Below are 19,014 nucleotides of genomic sequence, written 5' to 3'. Positions count from 1 at the left end.
CGCCAACTAGACTGAACCCACCCCGCCCCGCCGCACTTCTGGAGCCTCACGCGTGACCATCGAACACGTCGCCGACACCGTCGAGAACGCCGCCGCGACCCCTGACCGCGAGCAGCCGTATGAGGCCCTCGGCCTGAAGCCCGAGGAGTACGCGGAGATCCGCGAGATCCTCGGCCGCCGCCCCACGTCGGGCGAGCTGGCGATGTACTCGGTCATGTGGTCGGAGCACTGCTCCTACAAGTCGAGCAAGAAGTACCTCAAGCGCTTCGGCGAGAAGGTCACCGACGAGATGCGCGAGCGCCTCATGGTGGGCATGGGCCAGAACGCGGGCGTCGTCGACGTCGGCGAGGGATGGGCCGTCACCTTCAAGGTCGAGAGCCACAATCACCCGTCGTACATCGAGCCGTTCCAGGGCGCGGCCACGGGCGTCGGCGGCATCGTCCGCGACATCATCTCGATGGGCGCCCGCCCCGTCGCCATCATGGATCAGCTGCGCTTCGGCGCCATCGACGACCCCGACACGGCGCGCGTCGTCCACGGCGTCACGGCGGGCATCAGCTCGTACGGCAACTCGCTCGGCCTGCCCAACATCGGCGGCGAGACGGTGTTCGACTCCTGCTACCAGGCCAACCCCCTCGTCAACGCGCTCGCGGTCGGCGTGATGCGCCACGAGGACATCCGCCTCGCCAATGCCACGGGCGCCGGCAACAAGGTCGTCCTCTTCGGCGCGCGCACGGGCGGCGACGGCATCGGCGGCGCATCGATCCTCGCGTCCGACTCGTTCAGCGACGGCGGCCCCACGAAGCGCCCCGCCGTGCAGGTCGGCGACCCGTTCGCCGAGAAGGTGCTCATCGAGTGCTGCCTCGAGCTCTACTCGGGCGAGCTCGTCGAGGCGATCCAGGACCTCGGCGCGGCCGGCATCTCCTGCGCCACGAGCGAGCTCGCGGCCAACGGCGGATCCGGCATGAACGTCGAGCTCACGAGCGTGCTGCTCCGCGACCCCTCGCTCACCGCCGAGGAGATCCTCATGAGCGAGTCGCAGGAGCGCATGATGGCGATCGTCGCTCCCGAGAAGCTCGATGCCTTCCTCGCCGTCACCGGCAAGTGGGACGTCGAGACCAGCGTCCTCGGCGAGGTCACCGGAGACGGCCGCCTCATCATCACCTGGGATGGCGAGACGATCGTCGACGTCGACCCGTCGACCGTCGCCGTCGACGGCCCCGTCTACGACCGCCCCGTGGCCCGCCCGACGTGGATCGATGCGCTGCAGGACGACTCGGCCGGCGCGCTTCCCCGATCGAACGACCCCGAGGTGCTGAAGAAGCAGCTCGCGCAACTCGTCGCGAGCCCCAACCTCGCCGACACGAGCTGGATCACGAACCAGTACGACTACTACGTGCTCGGAAACACCGCCCTCTCGTTCCCCGACGACGCCGGCATGATCCGCGTCGACGAGCAGTCCGGTCTCGGCGTCTCGCTCGCGACCGACTGCAACGGCCGCTTCTGCCAGCTCGACCCCTATCAGGGCGCGCAGATCGCCCTCGCCGAGGCGTACCGCAACGTGGCCGTCACGGGCGCCGTGCCGACCGCGGTCACCGACTGCCTCAACTTCGGATCCCCCGAGAACCCCGAGGTCATGTGGCAGTTCTCGCAGACAGTGGACGGCCTGTCCGACGCCTGCCAGGAGCTCGCGGTCCCGGTCACGGGCGGCAACGTCTCGTTCTACAACCAGACGGGCGACACCCCCATCCACCCGACGCCCGTCGTCGGCGTGATGGGCATCATCGACGACGTCTCCCGCCGCATCCCCAGCGGCTGGCAGGACGCGGGCGAGAACATCTACCTGCTCGGCATCACCGCGGGCGAGCTCAGCGGCTCCGCCTGGGCCGACGTGATCCACGGTCACCTCGGCGGCACGCCCCCCGTCGTCGACCTCCCGGCGCACAAGCGCCTCGGCGGCCTTCTCCAGGCGGCGCGCGACGAGTGGCTCATCTCGAGCGCGCACGACCTCTCCGAGGGCGGCCTCGCCCTCGCCCTTGCCGAGGGCGTCATGCGCTTCGGCGTCGGCGCCCGGGTCTGGCTGAGCGAGCTCATGACGCGCGACGGCGTCGACCTCTCGAACGCCCTCTTCTCCGAGTCGACGGGCCGCGTTCTCGTCACGGTCCCGCGCGAAGAGGACGTCAAGTTCCGCGGCTTGTGCGAGGGGCGCGGCTACCCCGTCATGCGCATCGGCGTCACCGACACCGAGAGCGACCTCGAGATCCAGGACGTGTGCACGTTCTCCGCCGCCGAGCTCCGCGAGCTGTCCGCCTCGACGCTACCGAAGCACTTCGGCCCGACCATCGCCGAGCAGAAGGGCTGATCGCACGATGAGCAACGTCCCTCCCGAGCTCGAAGAGAGCGACGACGACAAGCCGTCGTACCTCTACGAGCGCAACCAGCGCATCCGCACGGTCGCGTGGATCGTGATCGGCTCGCTGATCCTCACGGGCGGCGGAGCGACCGTCCTTCTGCTCCTGTTCGGGTAGGGCGCGGCGCTCCGACCGGCATGACAGACGTCACGGATCCACTCGGATCCCGTGTCGGAGTGCGGCCCGCCTCGTACGATGACGACCATGGATGCCCTGCTGAACTTCATTGGCAGCTACTGGTGGCTGGGGTTCGTCGTCGCCGGGCCGATCGTCGGCATCGTCGGATCCGCGAAGGGCTGGTGGCGCGAGCAGGAGGAGCTCTCGCACAAGCGCAAGCTCGAAATCATCGAGGCGAAGGCCCGCGCGCAGGCGATCTCGTCGGGGGCGCAGCTGACGCCGGAGGCCGTCGAAGAGGCGGACGTGCAGAGCCGATCCGACCGCATCCAGCGCCTCATGGACACCCACGACGAGGTGTCGCGTCGCTGGCTCGAGTACGAGCTCGACGCGGCGAAGCTCATCGCCTTTCCGACGATGAGCGACGGCAGGGATCCGCACACTGCCGCGTTCCTCCGCGCGAAGAAGGTCGCCGACGCCCTGCGGCCCCACGCCGCCGAGGCGCGCATCGACGCCGAGGCGTACGGAGAGTACCGCGACGCCGTGCACGACTACGAGGTCGCGTTCGACGTCGCCGAGCAGGAGGCCCGGCGCGTCCGCGACACCGGCTTCACCGAATCGGAGCGGCAGCGCCTCGCCCGTGCGCAGCAGGTGCTCAACGTCGCCGTCGACCAGTCGGCGACGGCCGCCGAGCGGCAGACCGCCTACCGCCGCGTGCGCGACGAACTCGACGGGCTCATCGTGCTGTCGGACAAGAGCGTTCAGAACCTCGAGCAGAAGGTCGCCGGCCAGCTCGAGCGCGGGTCCTGACGCCGGCGGAGAGTACCCTGGGAGGAATGAACGAGACTCCCGAGACGGCCGACCGCGCGCGCACGCAGAAGAGCCGGGAGCGCCCGACGTCGCTCGCCTCGCTGGAGGAGGCGTTCCAGCGATACCGCACCCCCTCGGCCAATCAGGCGCTCATCCGCCGCATCGTCGAGAGCACCGACGTGGCCGAGCTCATCGGCTTCGGCTCCTGGTTCCGGGTGACGCGCCGCGGCGGCGGCCCGGGTCTCGAGGTGCACGCGGGATACACGACCGGCTTCCGGTCCGAGAGCGACGCCGTGCGGCGCGCAGGCGACGTCGAGCGCTGGCCGAGCCGCCGCTTCCAGGGCGCATGGGGCGTCACCCATCCCGATTCGGGTCCGATCGTCGAGCAGAAGCCGGCCCGGCGCGGCACGCGCCAGGGCACGACGCGACCGCCCGCGCGCCCGTCCGTGCCCGAGAAGCCCGAGGCGATCTGCCCCACCTGCTTCATGGTGCTGCCGTCGACGGGCATCTGCGACACCTGCGACGCCTGAGGCGCTGTTCTCCGGGCTCGCCACGCGGCGCCCGACGCCTGATGCCGAGCCCGCGACACGAGCTCCCGACCCGCGCCCAACACAATGCAGTCATTCTGCGCCGAAACACCCCCAGAAGCGCCCCCACGGCGCTCCAGCGGGCGAATCGACTGCGTTGTGCTGGTGGCCACCGTGCGAGGATGACGAGGTGACCGCCTCCCCCGACATCGCCGAGTTCTGGCGCGCCGCCCGCGCCGCCGTCCCGGCGCTTCCCGCGGACCCGCCTCCCGCCGACCGTGTGTGGGGCTTCGGCGCGACGCCCGAGCACGCCGACGAGCTGCTCGCCCTCGTGCTCGCCGGGACGAAGACGGGCACGGCCGGATCGCTCTGGGACTACGAGGCGGACGGCGAGCCGGTCACACGAGTAGGCGAGCACGACGTGATCCTCGACGGGGCTGGCGCCCCCCGCGCCGTCCTCGAGAACACGTCGGTCGAGGTCGCGCCGTTCCGCGACGTCACCGAGGAGCACGCCTTCTCCGAGGGCGAGGACGACCGCACGCTCGCGTCGTGGCGGCGGATCCATCAGGACTTCTTCACGCGCTACGCGAGCCACGATCGCGGCTTCCGCGACGACATGCCGATCGTGTGCGAACGCTTCCGCGTGGTCTATTCGATCTGACCGCCGGCTCCCGGCCCCCAACACAACGCAGTCGATCCACCACCAAGCGCCCCCGACACGCCGGCCGTCGCAGCGTCGGCGCTGAGAACGACTGCGTTGTGTTGCCGCCGCTCCACGCCCTGGCCTGCCGTGCGCCCGCACTGCGGGAATCGGCGCGGGGCTTGACGCCGCTCACGTTCCATGGTTCATTAGTCCAGTAAGTAACCAACACAGCAACCGGAGGCGTGCATGTTCGACGAGGGCAAGCCGCTGTTCGTGCAGATCGCCGAACAGGTGGAAGACCAGATCGTCGACGGCACCCTGCCGGAGGAGACGAAGGCGCCCTCGACCAACGAACTCGCCGCCTTCTACCGCATCAATCCGGCCACCGCAGCGAAGGGAGTGAATATGCTCGTCGACAAGGACGTGCTGTACAAGCGCCGAGGCATCGGCATGTTCGTCTCCGACGGCGCGCGCGAGCGAGTTCTCGCCGAGCGCCGCACCGCCTTCGCCGAGCGGTACATCGCCCCACTCATCGACGAGGCTCGCAAGCTCGACCTCGGTCCCGATGACGTCGCGACCCTCATCGCGCAGTACGCGACCCCCTCCACGTCCTCACCGCGGCCGTAGCGCCGCACACCGAAAGGGATCACATGGACCCCGTCATCCAGGTCCGCGACCTCACGAAGAGATACAAGGACACCCTCGCACTCGACGGCGTCAGCTTCGACATCGAGCGCAATGCCATCTACGGGTTCCTCGGCCGCAACGGCGCCGGCAAGACGACCGCCATGTCGATCCTGACCGCGCAGAACTTCGCGACCAGCGGATCCGTGAAGGTGTTCGGCGAGGATCCGTACGAGAACAGCAGGGTGCTGCGGCGCATCTGCTTCGTGCGCGAGAGCCAGAAGTACCCCGACGACGCGAAGGCGAAGCACGCATTCCGTGCGGCGCGGCTGTTCTTCCCGAACTGGGATCAGGCGATCTGCGACGAGCTGATCGACGAGTTCCAGCTGCCGATGAAGCAGACCATCAAGAAGCTCTCGCGCGGCCAGCTGTCGGCGGTGGGCGTCATCATCGGACTCGCCTCCCGCGCCGAGATCACGTTCTTCGACGAGCCGTACCTCGGCCTCGACGCGGTCGCGCGCCAGATCTTCTACGACCGGCTGCTCGCCGACTATGCGGAGCACCCGCGCACGATCCTGCTGTCGAGCCACCTGATCGACGAGATCTCGAACCTCATCGAGCGCGTCCTCGTGATCGACAAGGGGCAGATCATCATGGATCAGTCGACCGAGGAAGCGCGCGAGCGCGCCACGAACCTCGTCGGAGACGCGCAGGTCGTCGAGCGCTTCATCGGCCGACGCGAGGTGATCCACCGCGAGTCGCTCGGCCGGGTCGCCTCCGTCACCTTCCTCGGCCAGCTGTCGCCGTCCGAGTTCGACGAGGCACGCGCCGCGGGCCTCGACCTCGCTCCCGTCTCGCTGCAGGAGCTCATCGTGCGCTCGACGCGCCACGCGGCGAGCGCGAGCACCGACGCGAACGATCTCAACGCGATCGACACGTCCGAGCAGGAAGGAGCCCTGCGATGACCACCGCACACCCCCTCACCGATCTGCCGACGCGCACGTCCTCCGGCAACCGGATCCTCAACGTGATCCGCATGCAGTTCATCAACACGCAGACCTTCGTCTGGGTGCCGCTGAGCGTGCTGGGCGGCACGATCGTCATCTCGCTCGCGATCTTCGCGATGATCCCCACCGACGAGCCGATGTGGGGCGGCGGGGCGCAGGCGCCCATGTGGTATTTCGCCGTCATCGGCGTGCAAGCGCTGACGCTCACCTTCCCGTTCTCGCAGGCGATGAGCGTGACCAGGCGCGAGTTCTACCTCGGCACGCTCGCGGCGGCGGCGGTCAGCGCGGCCGGACTCGCGACGGCGTTCGTGCTCATCGGGCTGTTCGAGCTCGCGACCGACGGCTACGGCATCAACGGGTACGTCGCGCATCTGCCGTGGCTGTGGGAGCCGGGCATCTGGGCCGCGTGGCTCACCTACTTCACCGTCATGATGTTCGTGTTCGTCGTCGGGTTCTGGGCCGCCACGATCTACAAGCGCTGGGGCACGATGGTGCTGACGATCGTGCTGATGGCGATCGGGCTCGCGCTCGTCGGCCTGGGATTCCTCATCACGCGCATGGAATGGTGGGGCTCCGTGTTCCAGTGGTTCGGCGAGTCCGGTCCCGTCCTGCTCACGCTCTATGGGCTCGCGCTGACCGTGATCCTCGCGGGCGGATCCTCGCTCACGCTGCGGAGGGCGGTCGCGTAGCGCACGGAGAGACGGCCGGGGAGCGCGCATCGCGTTCCCCGGCGTTCTTCTGTGCGGCGCGCCTGAGAAGCTGATGCGCACTGCCCGAGGAGCGGAGCGGCCGCGTCCCCGGCGCCGCTGGCATCGGGCTTGGCGGGAGATCCGCGCGGAGCGCCGATCGGGGGACTGCGGTGCCGGGGACGCGACCGCGCAGCGGCCCCACAGCGAACCACGGCGGACCCGCGGGACTAGTTCCCGCCCGCGGCCTGCTGGTGGTGCTGGATGACCTCGGCGACGACGAAGCGGAACCACTTCTGCGCGAACTCGGGATCGAGCTCCGCCTGCTCGGCGAGCTCGCGCAGGCGTGCGATCTGGAGCTCCTCGCGGGCCGGGTCGCTCGGCGGCAGGTCGTTGGCGGCCTTCAGCTCGCCGACCTGCTTCGTGCACCGGAAGCGCTCGGCGAGCATGTAGACGAGGGCGGCGTCGATGTTGTCGATGCTGGCGCGCAGGCGCAGCAGTGTTGCCAGGGGATCCTCGTGCGTCTCGCTCATGCTCCGAGCGTATCGGGGCACTCCTGCCCGCTCCGCATGTCGGAGGTCCGCGCTACCGTGGATCCGTCGATGGGGGACACATGACGGATCAGCAGAAGACCGCGCCGAACGAGGCCGAGCTGGCGCGCGCACGCGAGGTGCTCGACCACATCTCGACCTCGTACGCCGCGAAGATGGTGGGGCAGGCGGAGCTCCGCACGAGTCTGCTCGTCGCCCTGATCGCCGGTGGGCACATCCTGCTCGAGAGCGTGCCCGGCCTCGCGAAGACGACCGCGGCGATGACGCTGGCCGACACCGTGCAGGCGTCGTTCAAGCGCATCCAGTGCACACCCGACCTCATGCCGAGCGACATCACGGGCAACCAGATCTACGACGCGTCGACGGGATCCTTCCGCACGGTGCTCGGCCCCGTCCACGCCAACTTCGTGCTGCTCGACGAGATCAACCGGTCGAGCGCCAAGACCCAGTCGGCGATGCTCGAGGCGATGCAGGAGCGCCAGACGACGATCGGCGGCGAGGTGCACCGCCTGCCGCGCCCCTTCCTCGTCATCGCGACGCAGAACCCGATCGAGCAGGAGGGCACGTACGAGCTCCCCGAGGCGCAGCTCGACCGCTTCCTGCTCAAGGAGATCGTCAGCTACCCGAGTCCGCAGGACGAGTTCGAGATCCTCACGCGGATCGACTCGGGCGCGCTCGACCCCGACAATCACGTCGCCTCGAGCGCCTCGCTCGACGATGTCGCGCTGCTCCACGACGTCGCCGCACGCATCCACGTGAGCGAGGCGATCCGGAACTACATCGTCGGCCTCACGTACGTCACCCGCAATCCCGGGCCATACATCGGCGAGGAGCGCGCCCGCTACATCAAGTACGGCGCGAGCCCCCGCGGATCCATCGCGTTCCTGCAGGCGGCGCGGGCGCTCGCGCTCATCCAGGGACGCACGCATGTGATCCCCGAAGACGTCCGCGAGCTGCGATACCTCGTCCTGCGCCACCGTGTGCTGCTCACCTTCGAGGCCGAGGCCGACGGCGTGCGCAGCGAAGAGCTGATCGACGCCATCTTCGCCGCCGTCCCGACACCGTAGGAGCCGGCAGATGACGGCCCTGCTCACCGCGGTGAAGAGCAGACTCTTCATCCAGACGCGACTCGCCTCGTCGCATCCGCTCGACGGCGCGTACGCGTCGCTGCAGCGCGGCCGCAGCCTCGACTTCGAGGATCTGCGGGAGTACGAGCACGGCGACGACGTGCGCGATGTCGACTGGCGGGCGACGGCGCGGGCGGGCGAGCTGCTCATCAAGCGGTCGCGCGCGACGCGCATGCACACGGTCGTCTTCGCGGTCGACACGGGACACGGCATGGCGGCGCTGTCTCCGGACGAGCGTCCCAAGAGCGAGCTCGCGGTGCTCGCCGTCGGATCCCTCGGACTGCTGGCGACGCGCCACGGCGACGACGTGTCGGTCATCCACGGCGACGCGAGCGGCGTGACGCGAACGCCGCCGCGGCGCTCCGAGGCCGGTCTCGAGCACGCCCTTCGGGCGATCTCGGCGGCGACGTCGCTCGATTCGCCCGCGAGCTCGCGGGACACGCTGCTCGGCTCGGTCGCGCGCACGGTCCAGAAGCGCACGATCCTCGTCGTCGTCACCGACGAGCAGCCGATCTCGCCCGCGCACGAGAGCCTGCTGCGGCGCCTCCAGGTGCAGCACGACGTGCTCTGGGTCACGGTGCGCGACGCGGATCCCGTCCTCGATCATCGCGTCGAGATCGCCCGCCGCGACGTCGACAGCGGGTGGCTCGTCCCCGAGTTCCTCCACGGCGACGCGCAGGTCGTGGCCGACCTCGCCGCCGAGCGCGCCGAGGCCGGCCGCCGGCGCGCGGCGACCCTCGACCGACTCGAGGTGAGCCACGCCGAGCTGTCGCATGCCGAGACGGCCGTGCCGCGCATCCTCGCCATGCTCGCGAGGAGGTCGCATGTCCGGTCCTGAGGACCTCTACCCTCCCGTGCAGTACGGCGCGCTCTGGCTGCTGATCGCGCTCGCGGTGCTCGTCGCGATCGCGGCGGGCGCATGGATCGTGTGGGCGCTGACGCGTCCGCCGAGGATCGACGCGTTCCTCTCGCCCGAGCCCGCCCCGCCGACCGGCACCGATCTCGACCGGCTGCGCTCGCACTATCTCGACCGCATCGGCCAGATCGAGGCGGCCTATCAGGCGCAGGCCATCACGGCGCAGCACGCGAACGCCGAGCTCAGCGCGCTCACGCGCGCGTTCGTCAACGAGTACACCGGTCTCGAGACCCCCGTGCTCGCACTCGACGACCTCGCCGAGCGCGGCGTGCACCCGGCGCTCATCGACGCGCTGCGACGCCATTACTACCCGAGCCTGTTCCGCCGCGGCATGGTCGTCGATCCTGTCGCCGGCGCCGAGGCCGCCCGCAGGGTGGTGACCGCGTGGCACTGACCGTCTGGTGGATCCCGCTGGCGGCGCTCGCCGCCGTGATCGTCGTCCTCGCGATCGGCCTCGTGTGGGGCGGACGAAGGCAGCGGCCCCGCACGCAGACCGGCGCGCTCGTCTCGCGCGCCGAACGCATCCGGCGGCTGCCGGCGGTGCGCAGAGCCACGCGCCTGCGCCTCATCGCGCTGAGCGCGATCGTGGTGCTCGCCGGTGGCGCGGCCGTCGTGGGCGGCGTCGTGACGGCGCGCCCGGTGCAGTTGCAGACGATCATCCCCGAGAACCACAGCCGCGACATCATGCTCTGCCTCGACGTCTCGGGATCCATGAGCGATGTCGACGTCGAGATCCTCGACGTCTTCACCGAACTGCTCGACGGGTTCGAAGGAGAGCGGATCGGGCTGACGATCTTCAACGCCTCGCCCGTGCAGGTCTTCCCCCTCACCGACGACTACGCCTTCATCGAGCAGCGCGTCACGTCGCTGCGCGACAGCATCGAGAACCGCACGAGCGAGGAGCTCCCCGAGCAGTGGACGGGCACGCTCGACGGCCCGGGATCCTCCCTCATCGGCGACGGGCTCGCCGCGTGCGCGCTGCGCTTCGACCACGCCGGCGAGGAGCGCTCACGGTCGATCATCCTCGCGACCGACAACGAGCTCGTCGGCCAGAGCATCGTCTCGCTCGAGGAGGCCGCCGCCTACTCGGCGTCCCACGAGATCCGCGTGTTCGCCCTCAACCCCATCCAGGACGATCGGTCGGAGGTCAGCCGGCAGCTCGTTCAGGCCGCCGAGGCGACCGACGGCGAGGCGTACGGCCTGCGGGGTGCGACGACGGTCGGCGACATCATCGCCGACGTGCAGGAGCAGGAGGCGCGCGCCCTCATGGGCACCGCCGAGACGGTCGAGACCGATGCCCCGGCGCCGTGGATCATCGTGCTGATCGTCACGGTGTTCGCCGGCATCGTCGTCGCCTGGAGGGCCCGCGTATGAGCCTCCTCCCCGTCCTCCACCCCGCGCTGCTCGCACTCATCGTGCTGCCGGTGCTCGCTCTCGCGATCTGGGCGCTCGTACGCGCGCGATCCGTCGCCGCCCGCACCACGTGGGCGCTGCGCGTGCTCCTGGTCCTCGCCTGCGGGGTGCTCGCTCTGCGCCCCGGCATCCCCGACGGATCCGCCGCGACCGTCACGACCAACGTCGACGTCTTCCTCGTCGTCGACAGCACGACGAGCATGACCGCGGAGGACTGGGCCGGCGACGCGGCGCGACTCGAGGGCGTCCGTCAGGACGCACGCGCGATCGTCGACGCGTACCCCGGCGCGCGGTTCTCCCTGATCACGTTCGACAACTCGGCCCAGCAGAGGCTGCCGCTGACGACCGACCAGAACGCGGTCCTGTCGGCTCTCGAGGTCCTGACCCCGCCCGCGACCGCGTACGCGGCCGGATCCTCGATCGCGCTCGCCGCTCCCCTGCTCGCCGAGACGGTGCAGGCCGCCGCCGAGGGGCCCGACGCCGACGGTCGTGCGCGCATGGCGTTCTACCTCGGCGACGGCGAGCAGACGACGGCCCGCGAGCCCGAGTCGTTCGCACCGGCCGCCGAGTGGATCGACGGGGGCGCCGTGCTCGGATACGGCACGGCGGAGGGCGGCCCGATGCCCGAGTTCGGCGACGGCACGGAGGATCCGCCGTACATCCAGCACGAGGGTGAGACCGCACTGTCGACGATCGACGAGGCGTCGCTCGAGACCATCGCGGATCAGCTCGGTGTCCCCTACGCGCACCGCACGGCGGACTCGGACATCGCGCTCCCCGCCGCCCCCGAGGAGACGACCGCCGTGACGGGCGATGAGACGCTCGGTGCGCGCACCGAGCTGTCGTGGGCCGTCGCGATCGTCGTCTCAGCGCTGCTGCTGTCGGAGGTCGCGCTCGGCGCCGCCCGCCTGCGCGCGACCCTCCGCAGCACGCGCCCCGCGAAGGAGACCCGATGACGACTCCCGACCCGATGGCAGCCCTCCGCGACGCCACGAGGAAGCGGCAGCGGGCACGCCTGTGGATCGCTCTCGTGAGCGCTCCCGTCGTGCTGCTCGCCCTCGCGCTCGTCGTGAAGATCCTCGCCATGTACGCCTTCGCGCACCAGTCGATCGAGGCGTATGTGCGCGGCGACGCTCCGCAGACGGTCGCCGCCGCGCAGCACCTGCAGCCCCTCAACTGGTTCGAGCCGTGGAAGGCGCCCTACGACCTCGGTGTCGGATACGGCCTCGACGAGCAGCTGCCCGAGGCGCGCGCCGAGTTCGAGCGCGCGCTGCCGCTCGCGTCAGGTCTCGACGTCTGCCCGGTCCGCACGAACCTGGCGATCACGATCGAGCGCATGGGCGACGCGGCCCGCGCCGCCGACCCCGCGGGTGCCGCCGCGCTCTACGGCGAGGCGCTGCAGATCACGCTCGACACTCCGAAGGAGTGCCGCAGCGAGGAGGCGCGGGAGCAGTCGCCGGATCCGCAGCGCGACCCCGAGGAGACGCTCGACCAGCTCGAGGAGCGTCTGACGCAGAAGCAGCAGGGGCAGCCGGAAGAGGAGCAGCAGGACGAGGGCGAGGAGCAGCCGTCTCCCGAGGAGCAGGACGAGCAGAAGGGCCCGAGCGAGGGCGACCTCGAGGACATCGAGGAGAAGCTGCAGAATGGCCAGCGCGAGCGGGACGAGCGCGACGAGAGCCAGGAGGGCGGCGCAGAGCCCGGGGTGGACAGGCCATGGTGACCGAACCGCAGCCCCCGGCGCACGATCCGCGCGCCCATGCGAACCGCCGGATGTCTCGCGACTACATCGCCGCCGACGCCGGCGCCCCTCCCCTGCCTCCGCCGGGCGGGTACCGCGGCGAGCGCCGCTTCCCCGACGATCCGACGCGGATCCCGCTCGCGCCGTCGGCGCCGCAGCCCTCCCGCCCGCGTCGATCCGCGCCGTCCCATCCGCTCGGCTGGGGTGCCCTCGGGGCGGTCATCGTGTTCGCGCTGGTCATGACGGGCTTGCTCGTCAGCGGCGAGGGGCATCAGCTCGTCAGCGCGACGATGCTCGTCGTGCAGCTGATCATCCTGGCGCTCGTGATCGGATCCCTCTTCGTCCCACGCGCGCGGCTGCTCGCCGGGGCAGCCCTGACCATCGCCCTCGTCTGCAACATCGGCACGATGGGGGCGACGAGCGCCCTCGTCTCGACGGTGACGGGCGACTACGACGGGACGATGACGCCGGAGGAGCGCGAGCGCGTCGCCTACCCCGGCATCAAGGACATGAACCCCGACGCGATCCTGTCGCACGGCTCCCTCGAGCAGACGCAGCAGAGCATCGACGAGCTGTCGCAGGAGATCCGCGACCGCCTGTCGGCCGAGTACGGCGTGACGTGGGTGCAGATCTCCGAGGCGCAAGCGCGCCCCGAGCGCAACGGCTACGGCGGCGAATCGATGCTGCAGCGGTACATCGCGCCGACGTGGCGCACGGAGCAGGCCGTGCAGGATCCGACAGAGAAGGCCGCGATGATGCGCACGATCGACGAGGTGCTCTACGCGGACGGCGCCTACTACTCGCTGTATCCGCTCAACGAGGGCGGCAACATGGACGAGGCGTCGCTCGAGGCGCTCTACGGCAGCGCGGACCCCGCGACGCAGGCCGTCTGGGAGTACGGCACCTCCGAGATCGACGGCGACGGCGCGTACGGCCCGTCGCCGACCCTGATGTGGGCGATCATCACCGACCTCTCGAACGACCCGACAGGCGACTTCCGCGCCGCCGAGGAGGCCACGGTCGACCCCGGCGAGCCGATCGAAGGACTGGATCTGGTGTTCCAGGCGCCCGAACGACTCAGCGAGAACGACGTCGACGAGTTCGAGCGCCGCATCGCCGACAGCCCGGTGAACTGACGCGGCTGCTGTCGGCCCGACGGAAGATCGAAACCACCCGGCAACGCCGAACCGATATGTTCCGAATCGGGGGCAGTGCGCCGTCCGGCGTCCTGAAGCTCGACAAGGAGACACTGTGACAACGCTGTTCACGAAGAGATCGGCGCGCGTCGGCGCGCTGTCGATCGTCGCCGCAGGAGCACTCGTCGCGACGACCGTCGTTCCGGCCATCGCGGCGGAGGAGCCGGATCCGTACGTCCTCGGCGACGACGGCACGACCGCCGTCGCATACGACTACGACTCGGCGGTCAAGGAGTCGGTGTGGGTCGACGCGCCCGATCTCGACGGAGACGGGGACGGCGAGAAGATCGCCCTCGACATCGTGCGTCCTGCCGAGCTCGACGGCGCGGCCGACGTGCCCGTCATCATGGATGCGAGCCCGTACTACTCGACGAGCGGCCGCGGCAACGAGGCCGAGCGCAAGACGTACGACGAGAACGGCGTCATCGAGAAGTCCCCGCTGTACTACGACAACTACTTCGTGCCGCGCGGCTACGCGTACGTCTCCGTCGACATGGCGGGCACGTCGCGCTCGACGGGGTGCGTCGACCAGGGAGGCCCAAGTGACATCCTCTCGGCGAAGGCGGCCGTCGACTGGCTCAACGGGAACGCGACGGCGACCTACGCCGACGGATCCGCGGCCGTCGCCGACTGGTCGAACGGGAAGACGGGCATGATCGGCAAGTCGTACGACGGCACGATCGCCAACGGGGTCGCCGCGATGGCGCCCGACGGCCTCGAGACCATCGTGCCGATCAGCGCGATCTCGTCGTGGTACGACTACGACCGCGCGCAGAACATCCCGTACTCGTACGGATACCCGCGGTGGCTCTCGTCGTATGTCGGCGGGAACCGCACGATGCCGCAGGACTGCACCGCGATCTGGGACCAGATGGACATCGACGCGGCAGACGACACCGGCCTGTACACCGACTGGTGGGCCGAGCGCGACTATCGCGAGGGCACCCTCGGCGACGCCTCGCAGATCGAGGCGTCGGTCTTCATCATGCACGGCCTGCAGGACACCAACGTCGACATGCACCACGTCAGCCGCTTCTGGGAGCTCCTCGTCGAGAACGACGTCGACCGCAAGATGCTGCTGACGAGGCTGGGCCACGTCGACGCCTTCGACAGCGACCGCGACATGTGGGTCGACACGCTGCACCGCTGGTTCGACCAGGAGCTCATGGGGATCGAGAACGGCATGTCCGACGAGCCCGCGGTGGACGTCGAGGTCGCGCCGAACGAGTGGGCCGAGTCCGATTCCTGGCCGATCGTCGACCGCGTCGCGAAGCTGCGGCCGAAGGCGAACGGATCCCTCTCGCTCGGAGCGGGCGGGCGGCAGGGATCCGCCGCCTGGGTGAACGACCGGCAGCAGCGGTTCGGGACGGCCCTCGCCGACGGCGAGAACCCGCACCGCCTGCTGTTCACGACCGGGGTGCTGCGAGATGACCTGCGCCTGTCCGGCACGGCATCGGTCTCGACGACCGTCACGACCTCCGCCGACGTGGGGCAGATCACGGTGGGGCTCGTCGACTACGGCCCGGCCGATCGCGTCCTGACGCAGAACGACGGCGCGGTGACGCTCGACACCGAGAGCTGCTGGGGCGAGTCGAGCGACGTCGACGACGCCTGCTACTTCGACGTCGAGCGGAGCATCGGAGAGACCGACTATCAAGTGCTCGGACGCGGCTGGGCGCGACTCGACGGCGGCACGCAGCGCGTCACCGTCGAGATGCTGCCGAACGACCTCGTCGTGCCGGCCGGACACCAGCTCGGACTCGTCGTCATGGGCGTCGACCGCGGAGCGACCGTCACGCTCGACGGCGCCGCCTCCGAGTACGAGATCGACCTGAAGCAGACGTCGCTCGACCTCCCGGTGGTCGGCCCGATGTCGAGCTTCGCGCCCGGTCAGTCGCTGGTCCCGTCGCCGGACGAGATCGACGACTCGATCGTGACGAACGACATCCAGCTCCTGCCCTGACGCGGAGCGGAGGGCGGGGGATTCCGTGCGGAATCTCCCGCCCTCCGGGCGTCAGCGCACCTTCGGCGCGGGGACCGGCGGGGCCGTCGCCGCCGGGGCGGACTCGAGCCGCGACAGGGCCTCGTCGATCGCGCGGTCGAGCTGCGGATCCGCCGCGCTGAACAGCGCGGACGGGTCGTGGATCACCTCGATGTCGGGGTCGACGCCGTGGTTCTCGACCCCCCATTCCTTGTCGCCGAGCCAGTACGCGTAGCGCGGCTGCGTGACCTTCGTCCCGTCGACGAGATCGAAGCGGCCGTCGATGCCGACGACGCCTCCCCACGTGCGGGCGCCGACCACCGGGCCGAGGCCCAGCTCCTGCGCGCGGGCGTTGACGATGTCGCCGTCGGATCCCGAGAACTCGTTCGCGACGAACACGACGGGGCCGCGGCGCGCGCGATCCGGGTCGGCCGTCATGTCGTCGTAGTGGCGCGCCAGGTTCCAGGCGATGACGCGTGAGGACAGGCGCTCGATGACGAGCTGGCTCGTGTGGCCGCCGCGGTTGTAGCGCACGTCGGCGATGACCCCTTCGGCCTGCGACGCCGTGCGCAGGTCGCGGTGCAGCTGCGCCCACCCGAGGCTCTGCATGTCGGGCACGTGCAGGTAGCCGAGGCGCCCGCCGGAGTGCTGAGCGACGTACTCGCGCCGCGAGCGCACCCAGTCCTGGTAGCGCAGGTCGGACTCGTCCGGCAGCGGGACGACGACGACGCGGCGGTCGTCGCCCCCGCGCCGCAGCGTGATCTCGACGGGCTTGCCGGCGGCGCCGGCCAGGGAGGCGCCGGGGCCGAAGGCCGGGTCGACGGGACCGCCGTCGACCTCGACGATGACGTCGCCCTCGATCGCCCCGACGCCCGCCTGGCGCAGCGGCGAGCGCGCGCCGGGATCGCTCGACTCGCCGGGGAGGATCCGGTCGATGCGCCAGCCGTCTTCCGCCGGCGACAGGTCGGCTCCGAGGAAGCCGAGCATGCGCGACGCATCACCGAGCGGCGCGGCCGGCATAACGTAGGCGTGCGACGTGTTGAGCTCGCCCACGTGCTCCCACATGATGTCGACGAGGTCGTCGTGTGTGCGCGCCTGACCGACGACTTCGCGCCAGCGGGCCGTCGCCGCGTCCCAGTCGACGCCGTCCATGTCGGCTCGCCAGAAGTGGTCGCGCATGAGGCGCGCGTTCTCGTCGAACATCTGTCGCCACTCCGCGGCAGGGTCCAGCTCGAAGCGCAGGCGCGACAGGTCGACCTTCACGGGCTCGTCCTCGCCGGAGGCCTTGCGGGTGACCCGCGTGACCGTGACGTCCGCCCCGTCGCGCGCGACGACACGGTCGCCGTCTCCGGACACCTCGTACTCGTCGAGCCCGTCGATGACGGTCCACGCCTCGCGCTCCTCGAAGGACCAGCGCTCGAGGCGGTTGGCCTGCTTCTCGCCGGGGACGCCGGCGCGCCGCGACCCGAGCACGCCCACGTCGCTGCCTTCGGCGATCCAGGCGACGCCGCCCGTCGTCGCCTGCAGATCGCGGTAGTCGGCCGACGGCACGGGGAAGGCGACGACGCGCTGCTCGGCGCCCTCGACGTCGAGGTCGGGGCACTCCACGGGCTTCTTCCGCGACGTCCCGTTCTTCTTCTCCTGCGACAGGCGCCAGCCGCCGGAGGACGGCCCGAAGGGCGCCGGATCGGTCGCCGACAGCGGCAGCAGCCACGGACGCGTCGACCCGGCGAACGACAGGTCGAACGCCTGCGCGTTGTACTGCGGGTCGAACGTGCGGTTGGAGAGGAAGACGAGGTGCCTGCCGTCGCGCGTGAAGTCGGGCGAGTGGTCGTGGAACTGCCCGGTCGTGACGCGCACGGGCTCGTCGTCGTGCGCGATGTCGAGGATCCACAGCGCGTGCAGCTCGCCCTCGCCGTCGGTCGGCTGCGACCACACGAGATATCGGCCGTCGGGCGAGAAGCGCGGCGCGAGCGCCTCGCCCTGCATCGAACGTGCGATGTCGCGCGCGGAGCCGGCCTCGACGTCGATGAGACGCACCCAGCCGTCGTGCGAGATCGCCGCAAGCGTCTGGCCCTTCGGATCGGACGCAAGGTGCAGGACCCGGCCGAGCTGGCCCGTGAGGATCGGCAGCGCGTCGTCGGACCCGTCGAGCGCGACGATCTCGATCGCGTCCTCGCCCTCGACGTCGGTGACGTAGGCGGCTCTGCCCGTGGTGCCGAGCACGACGGGCTCGCGCACGCGGACGCCGGAGTCGGCGGAGAGCGCGCGGGCGGGGCCGTCGCGGTGCGTGAGCCAGAACGCCTTGCCGCGCCAGGCGACGACGCTGCCGTCGGCGCCGTGGTCTGGCGCGATGTCGGTGAGGTTCTCGGACGGATCCATCGCGATCGGCTCGGGCCGCACGCCCGGCAGCACGACGTCGAGCGTGCGCGGCTCGGCGTCGAGAGCGTCGAGCACGCGGATGCGCCCACGGCTGTGCCAGGAGATGCGCGTGCCGTCGGTCGTCGCGTCGCGGACGTATCCGTCGGCCTCGGTCTGGAAGGTCAGCTGGCGCGGCTCGCCCTCGCCCGGTGTCTCCCAGAGCCACAGGTTGGCCTGCTCGCCGGCGGAATCGGGGAACCGCGCGGCGCGATCGGAAACGAAGACCAACGCGTCGCCGACCCACATCGGGTCGACGAGCGACGCCTCGTCGTGGCCGAGGAGGCGGGACCACGCGGCGTCGCCGTCGCGCAGCCACAGGCGCGAGGCGGTGCCGCCGCGATAGCGCTTCCACCACGCCGGCGGGCGGCTGTACGGCGTCGAGAGGGCCGTGCGTCCATCGGAGCGGACCGCGAGTCCGGACGCCATGCCGTGGTCGAGGCGCTCGGATCGCCCGTCGAGGGCGACGGACTTCACGACCGTGTGGCGGCCGTTCTCCTCGCCGGCGTTCGATGCGACGAGCACGTCGCCCGACGACGTCCACCCGAGCAGCAGCATCGCCTGCCCGCCCCAGTAGGTGAGCCGGCGCACGTCGCCCGACGCGACGCCCGCGACCATGAGCTCGGGGTGGCCGTCCCGGTGCGAGACGAACGCGATCTGGGATCCATCGGGAGAGAAGCGGGGCTGACGCACGGGAGCGCGGTCGCTGGTGAGGCGCCAGGCACGGCCCCCCTCGAGCGGCGCGATCCAGATGTCGTCTGCTGCGGTGAAGGTGACGAGATCGTCGTGGATGTGCGGGTATCGAAGATACGCGGATGCCATGCGCTCAACGTATCCCGGACCCCCGACACG

Annotated in this window: 18 protein-coding genes; 16 read left to right on the top strand and 2 right to left on the bottom strand. The window is 70.5% G+C overall.

The genetic code is table 11. From position 1 onward, the window contains the following. Nucleotides 1–52: 52 nt before the first annotated feature. The 8 genes from purL to KOL93_RS07575 all read left to right on the top strand — a co-directional run bounded on the left by purL (nucleotide 53) and on the right by KOL93_RS07575 (nucleotide 6,825). Complete coding sequence (gene purL, locus KOL93_RS07610; RefSeq protein WP_221584742.1) at nucleotides 53–2,362, top strand: phosphoribosylformylglycinamidine synthase subunit PurL; 2,310 nt, start codon at nucleotides 53–55, stop codon at nucleotides 2,360–2,362. Nucleotides 2,363–2,369: 7 nt separating this feature from the next. Then, nucleotides 2,370–2,528, top strand: coding sequence for a hypothetical protein (locus KOL93_RS07605; protein WP_221584741.1), 159 nt, complete (start codon nucleotides 2,370–2,372; stop codon nucleotides 2,526–2,528). Nucleotides 2,529–2,615: 87 nt separating this feature from the next. Continuing rightward, nucleotides 2,616–3,335: a hypothetical protein gene (locus KOL93_RS07600; RefSeq protein ID WP_221584740.1), complete on the top strand. Its 720-nt coding sequence runs from the start codon at nucleotides 2,616–2,618 to the stop codon at nucleotides 3,333–3,335. A 26-nt stretch (nucleotides 3,336–3,361) separates the two neighbouring features. After that, nucleotides 3,362–3,865, top strand: a complete 504-nt coding sequence (locus tag KOL93_RS07595) for a hypothetical protein (RefSeq protein ID WP_221584739.1) — start codon at nucleotides 3,362–3,364, stop codon at nucleotides 3,863–3,865. 187 nt (nucleotides 3,866–4,052) lie between these two features. Then, on the top strand, nucleotides 4,053–4,523 hold the full coding sequence (locus KOL93_RS07590) for an ASCH domain-containing protein (RefSeq protein WP_221584738.1): 471 nt from the start codon (nucleotides 4,053–4,055) through the stop codon (nucleotides 4,521–4,523). A 228-nt stretch (nucleotides 4,524–4,751) separates the two neighbouring features. Beyond that, on the top strand, nucleotides 4,752–5,132 hold the full coding sequence (locus KOL93_RS07585; protein ID WP_221584737.1) for a GntR family transcriptional regulator: 381 nt from the start codon (nucleotides 4,752–4,754) through the stop codon (nucleotides 5,130–5,132). A 23-nt stretch (nucleotides 5,133–5,155) separates the two neighbouring features. Next, a complete protein-coding gene (locus tag KOL93_RS07580; protein ID WP_221584736.1) occupies nucleotides 5,156–6,094 on the top strand; it encodes an ABC transporter ATP-binding protein in 939 nt (312 codons plus the stop codon). Beyond that, complete coding sequence (locus KOL93_RS07575; protein ID WP_221584735.1) at nucleotides 6,091–6,825, top strand: hypothetical protein; 735 nt, start codon at nucleotides 6,091–6,093, stop codon at nucleotides 6,823–6,825. The genes KOL93_RS07580 and KOL93_RS07575 overlap by 4 nt, the downstream gene beginning before the upstream one ends. A gap of 227 nt (nucleotides 6,826–7,052) precedes the next feature. Here KOL93_RS07575 and KOL93_RS07570 read toward each other — a convergent pair whose 3' ends face one another. Continuing rightward, nucleotides 7,053–7,355: a chorismate mutase gene (locus KOL93_RS07570; protein ID WP_221584734.1), complete on the bottom strand. Its 303-nt coding sequence runs from the start codon at nucleotides 7,353–7,355 to the stop codon at nucleotides 7,053–7,055. Between the two features lie 80 nt (nucleotides 7,356–7,435). Between KOL93_RS07570 and KOL93_RS07565 the strand changes: the two genes are divergently transcribed. The 8 genes from KOL93_RS07565 to KOL93_RS07530 all read left to right on the top strand — a co-directional run bounded on the left by KOL93_RS07565 (nucleotide 7,436) and on the right by KOL93_RS07530 (nucleotide 15,726). Then, nucleotides 7,436–8,440: an AAA family ATPase gene (locus tag KOL93_RS07565; protein WP_221584733.1), complete on the top strand. Its 1,005-nt coding sequence runs from the start codon at nucleotides 7,436–7,438 to the stop codon at nucleotides 8,438–8,440. Between the two features lie 10 nt (nucleotides 8,441–8,450). After that, nucleotides 8,451–9,338, top strand: a complete 888-nt coding sequence (locus KOL93_RS07560) for a DUF58 domain-containing protein (protein WP_221584732.1) — start codon at nucleotides 8,451–8,453, stop codon at nucleotides 9,336–9,338. Beyond that, nucleotides 9,325–9,810 carry a hypothetical protein gene (locus KOL93_RS07555; RefSeq protein WP_221584731.1) on the top strand — a complete coding sequence of 162 codons (486 nt, stop codon included), beginning with the start codon at nucleotides 9,325–9,327 and terminating at the stop codon, nucleotides 9,808–9,810. The genes KOL93_RS07560 and KOL93_RS07555 overlap by 14 nt, the downstream gene beginning before the upstream one ends. Beyond that, nucleotides 9,801–10,790, top strand: a complete 990-nt coding sequence (locus tag KOL93_RS07550; protein WP_308291577.1) for a vWA domain-containing protein — start codon at nucleotides 9,801–9,803, stop codon at nucleotides 10,788–10,790. The genes KOL93_RS07555 and KOL93_RS07550 overlap by 10 nt, the downstream gene beginning before the upstream one ends. Continuing rightward, entirely contained in the window at nucleotides 10,787–11,785 is a 999-nt protein-coding gene (locus KOL93_RS07545) for a VWA domain-containing protein (RefSeq protein ID WP_221584730.1), read from the top strand. Before KOL93_RS07550 ends, KOL93_RS07545 begins: the two co-directional genes overlap by 4 nt. Continuing rightward, on the top strand, nucleotides 11,782–12,549 hold the full coding sequence (locus tag KOL93_RS07540) for a hypothetical protein (RefSeq protein WP_221584729.1): 768 nt from the start codon (nucleotides 11,782–11,784) through the stop codon (nucleotides 12,547–12,549). The genes KOL93_RS07545 and KOL93_RS07540 overlap by 4 nt, the downstream gene beginning before the upstream one ends. Next, nucleotides 12,543–13,703: a hypothetical protein gene (locus KOL93_RS07535; RefSeq protein WP_221584728.1), complete on the top strand. Its 1,161-nt coding sequence runs from the start codon at nucleotides 12,543–12,545 to the stop codon at nucleotides 13,701–13,703. Before KOL93_RS07540 ends, KOL93_RS07535 begins: the two co-directional genes overlap by 7 nt. Nucleotides 13,704–13,818: 115 nt before the next feature. Beyond that, on the top strand, nucleotides 13,819–15,726 hold the full coding sequence (locus KOL93_RS07530; protein WP_221584727.1) for a CocE/NonD family hydrolase: 1,908 nt from the start codon (nucleotides 13,819–13,821) through the stop codon (nucleotides 15,724–15,726). A gap of 51 nt (nucleotides 15,727–15,777) precedes the next feature. Here KOL93_RS07530 and KOL93_RS07525 read toward each other — a convergent pair whose 3' ends face one another. Beyond that, a complete protein-coding gene (locus KOL93_RS07525; RefSeq protein ID WP_221584726.1) occupies nucleotides 15,778–18,984 on the bottom strand; it encodes a S41 family peptidase in 3,207 nt (1,068 codons plus the stop codon). Nucleotides 18,985–19,014: the final 30 nt, after the last annotated feature.

The organism is Microbacterium salitolerans, assembly GCF_019720895.1.
Taxonomy (GTDB): domain Bacteria; phylum Actinomycetota; class Actinomycetes; order Actinomycetales; family Microbacteriaceae; genus Microbacterium.
The sequence above is the reverse complement of the archived record's forward strand: the minus strand, read 5'-3'. Positions and strand labels throughout refer to the sequence as shown.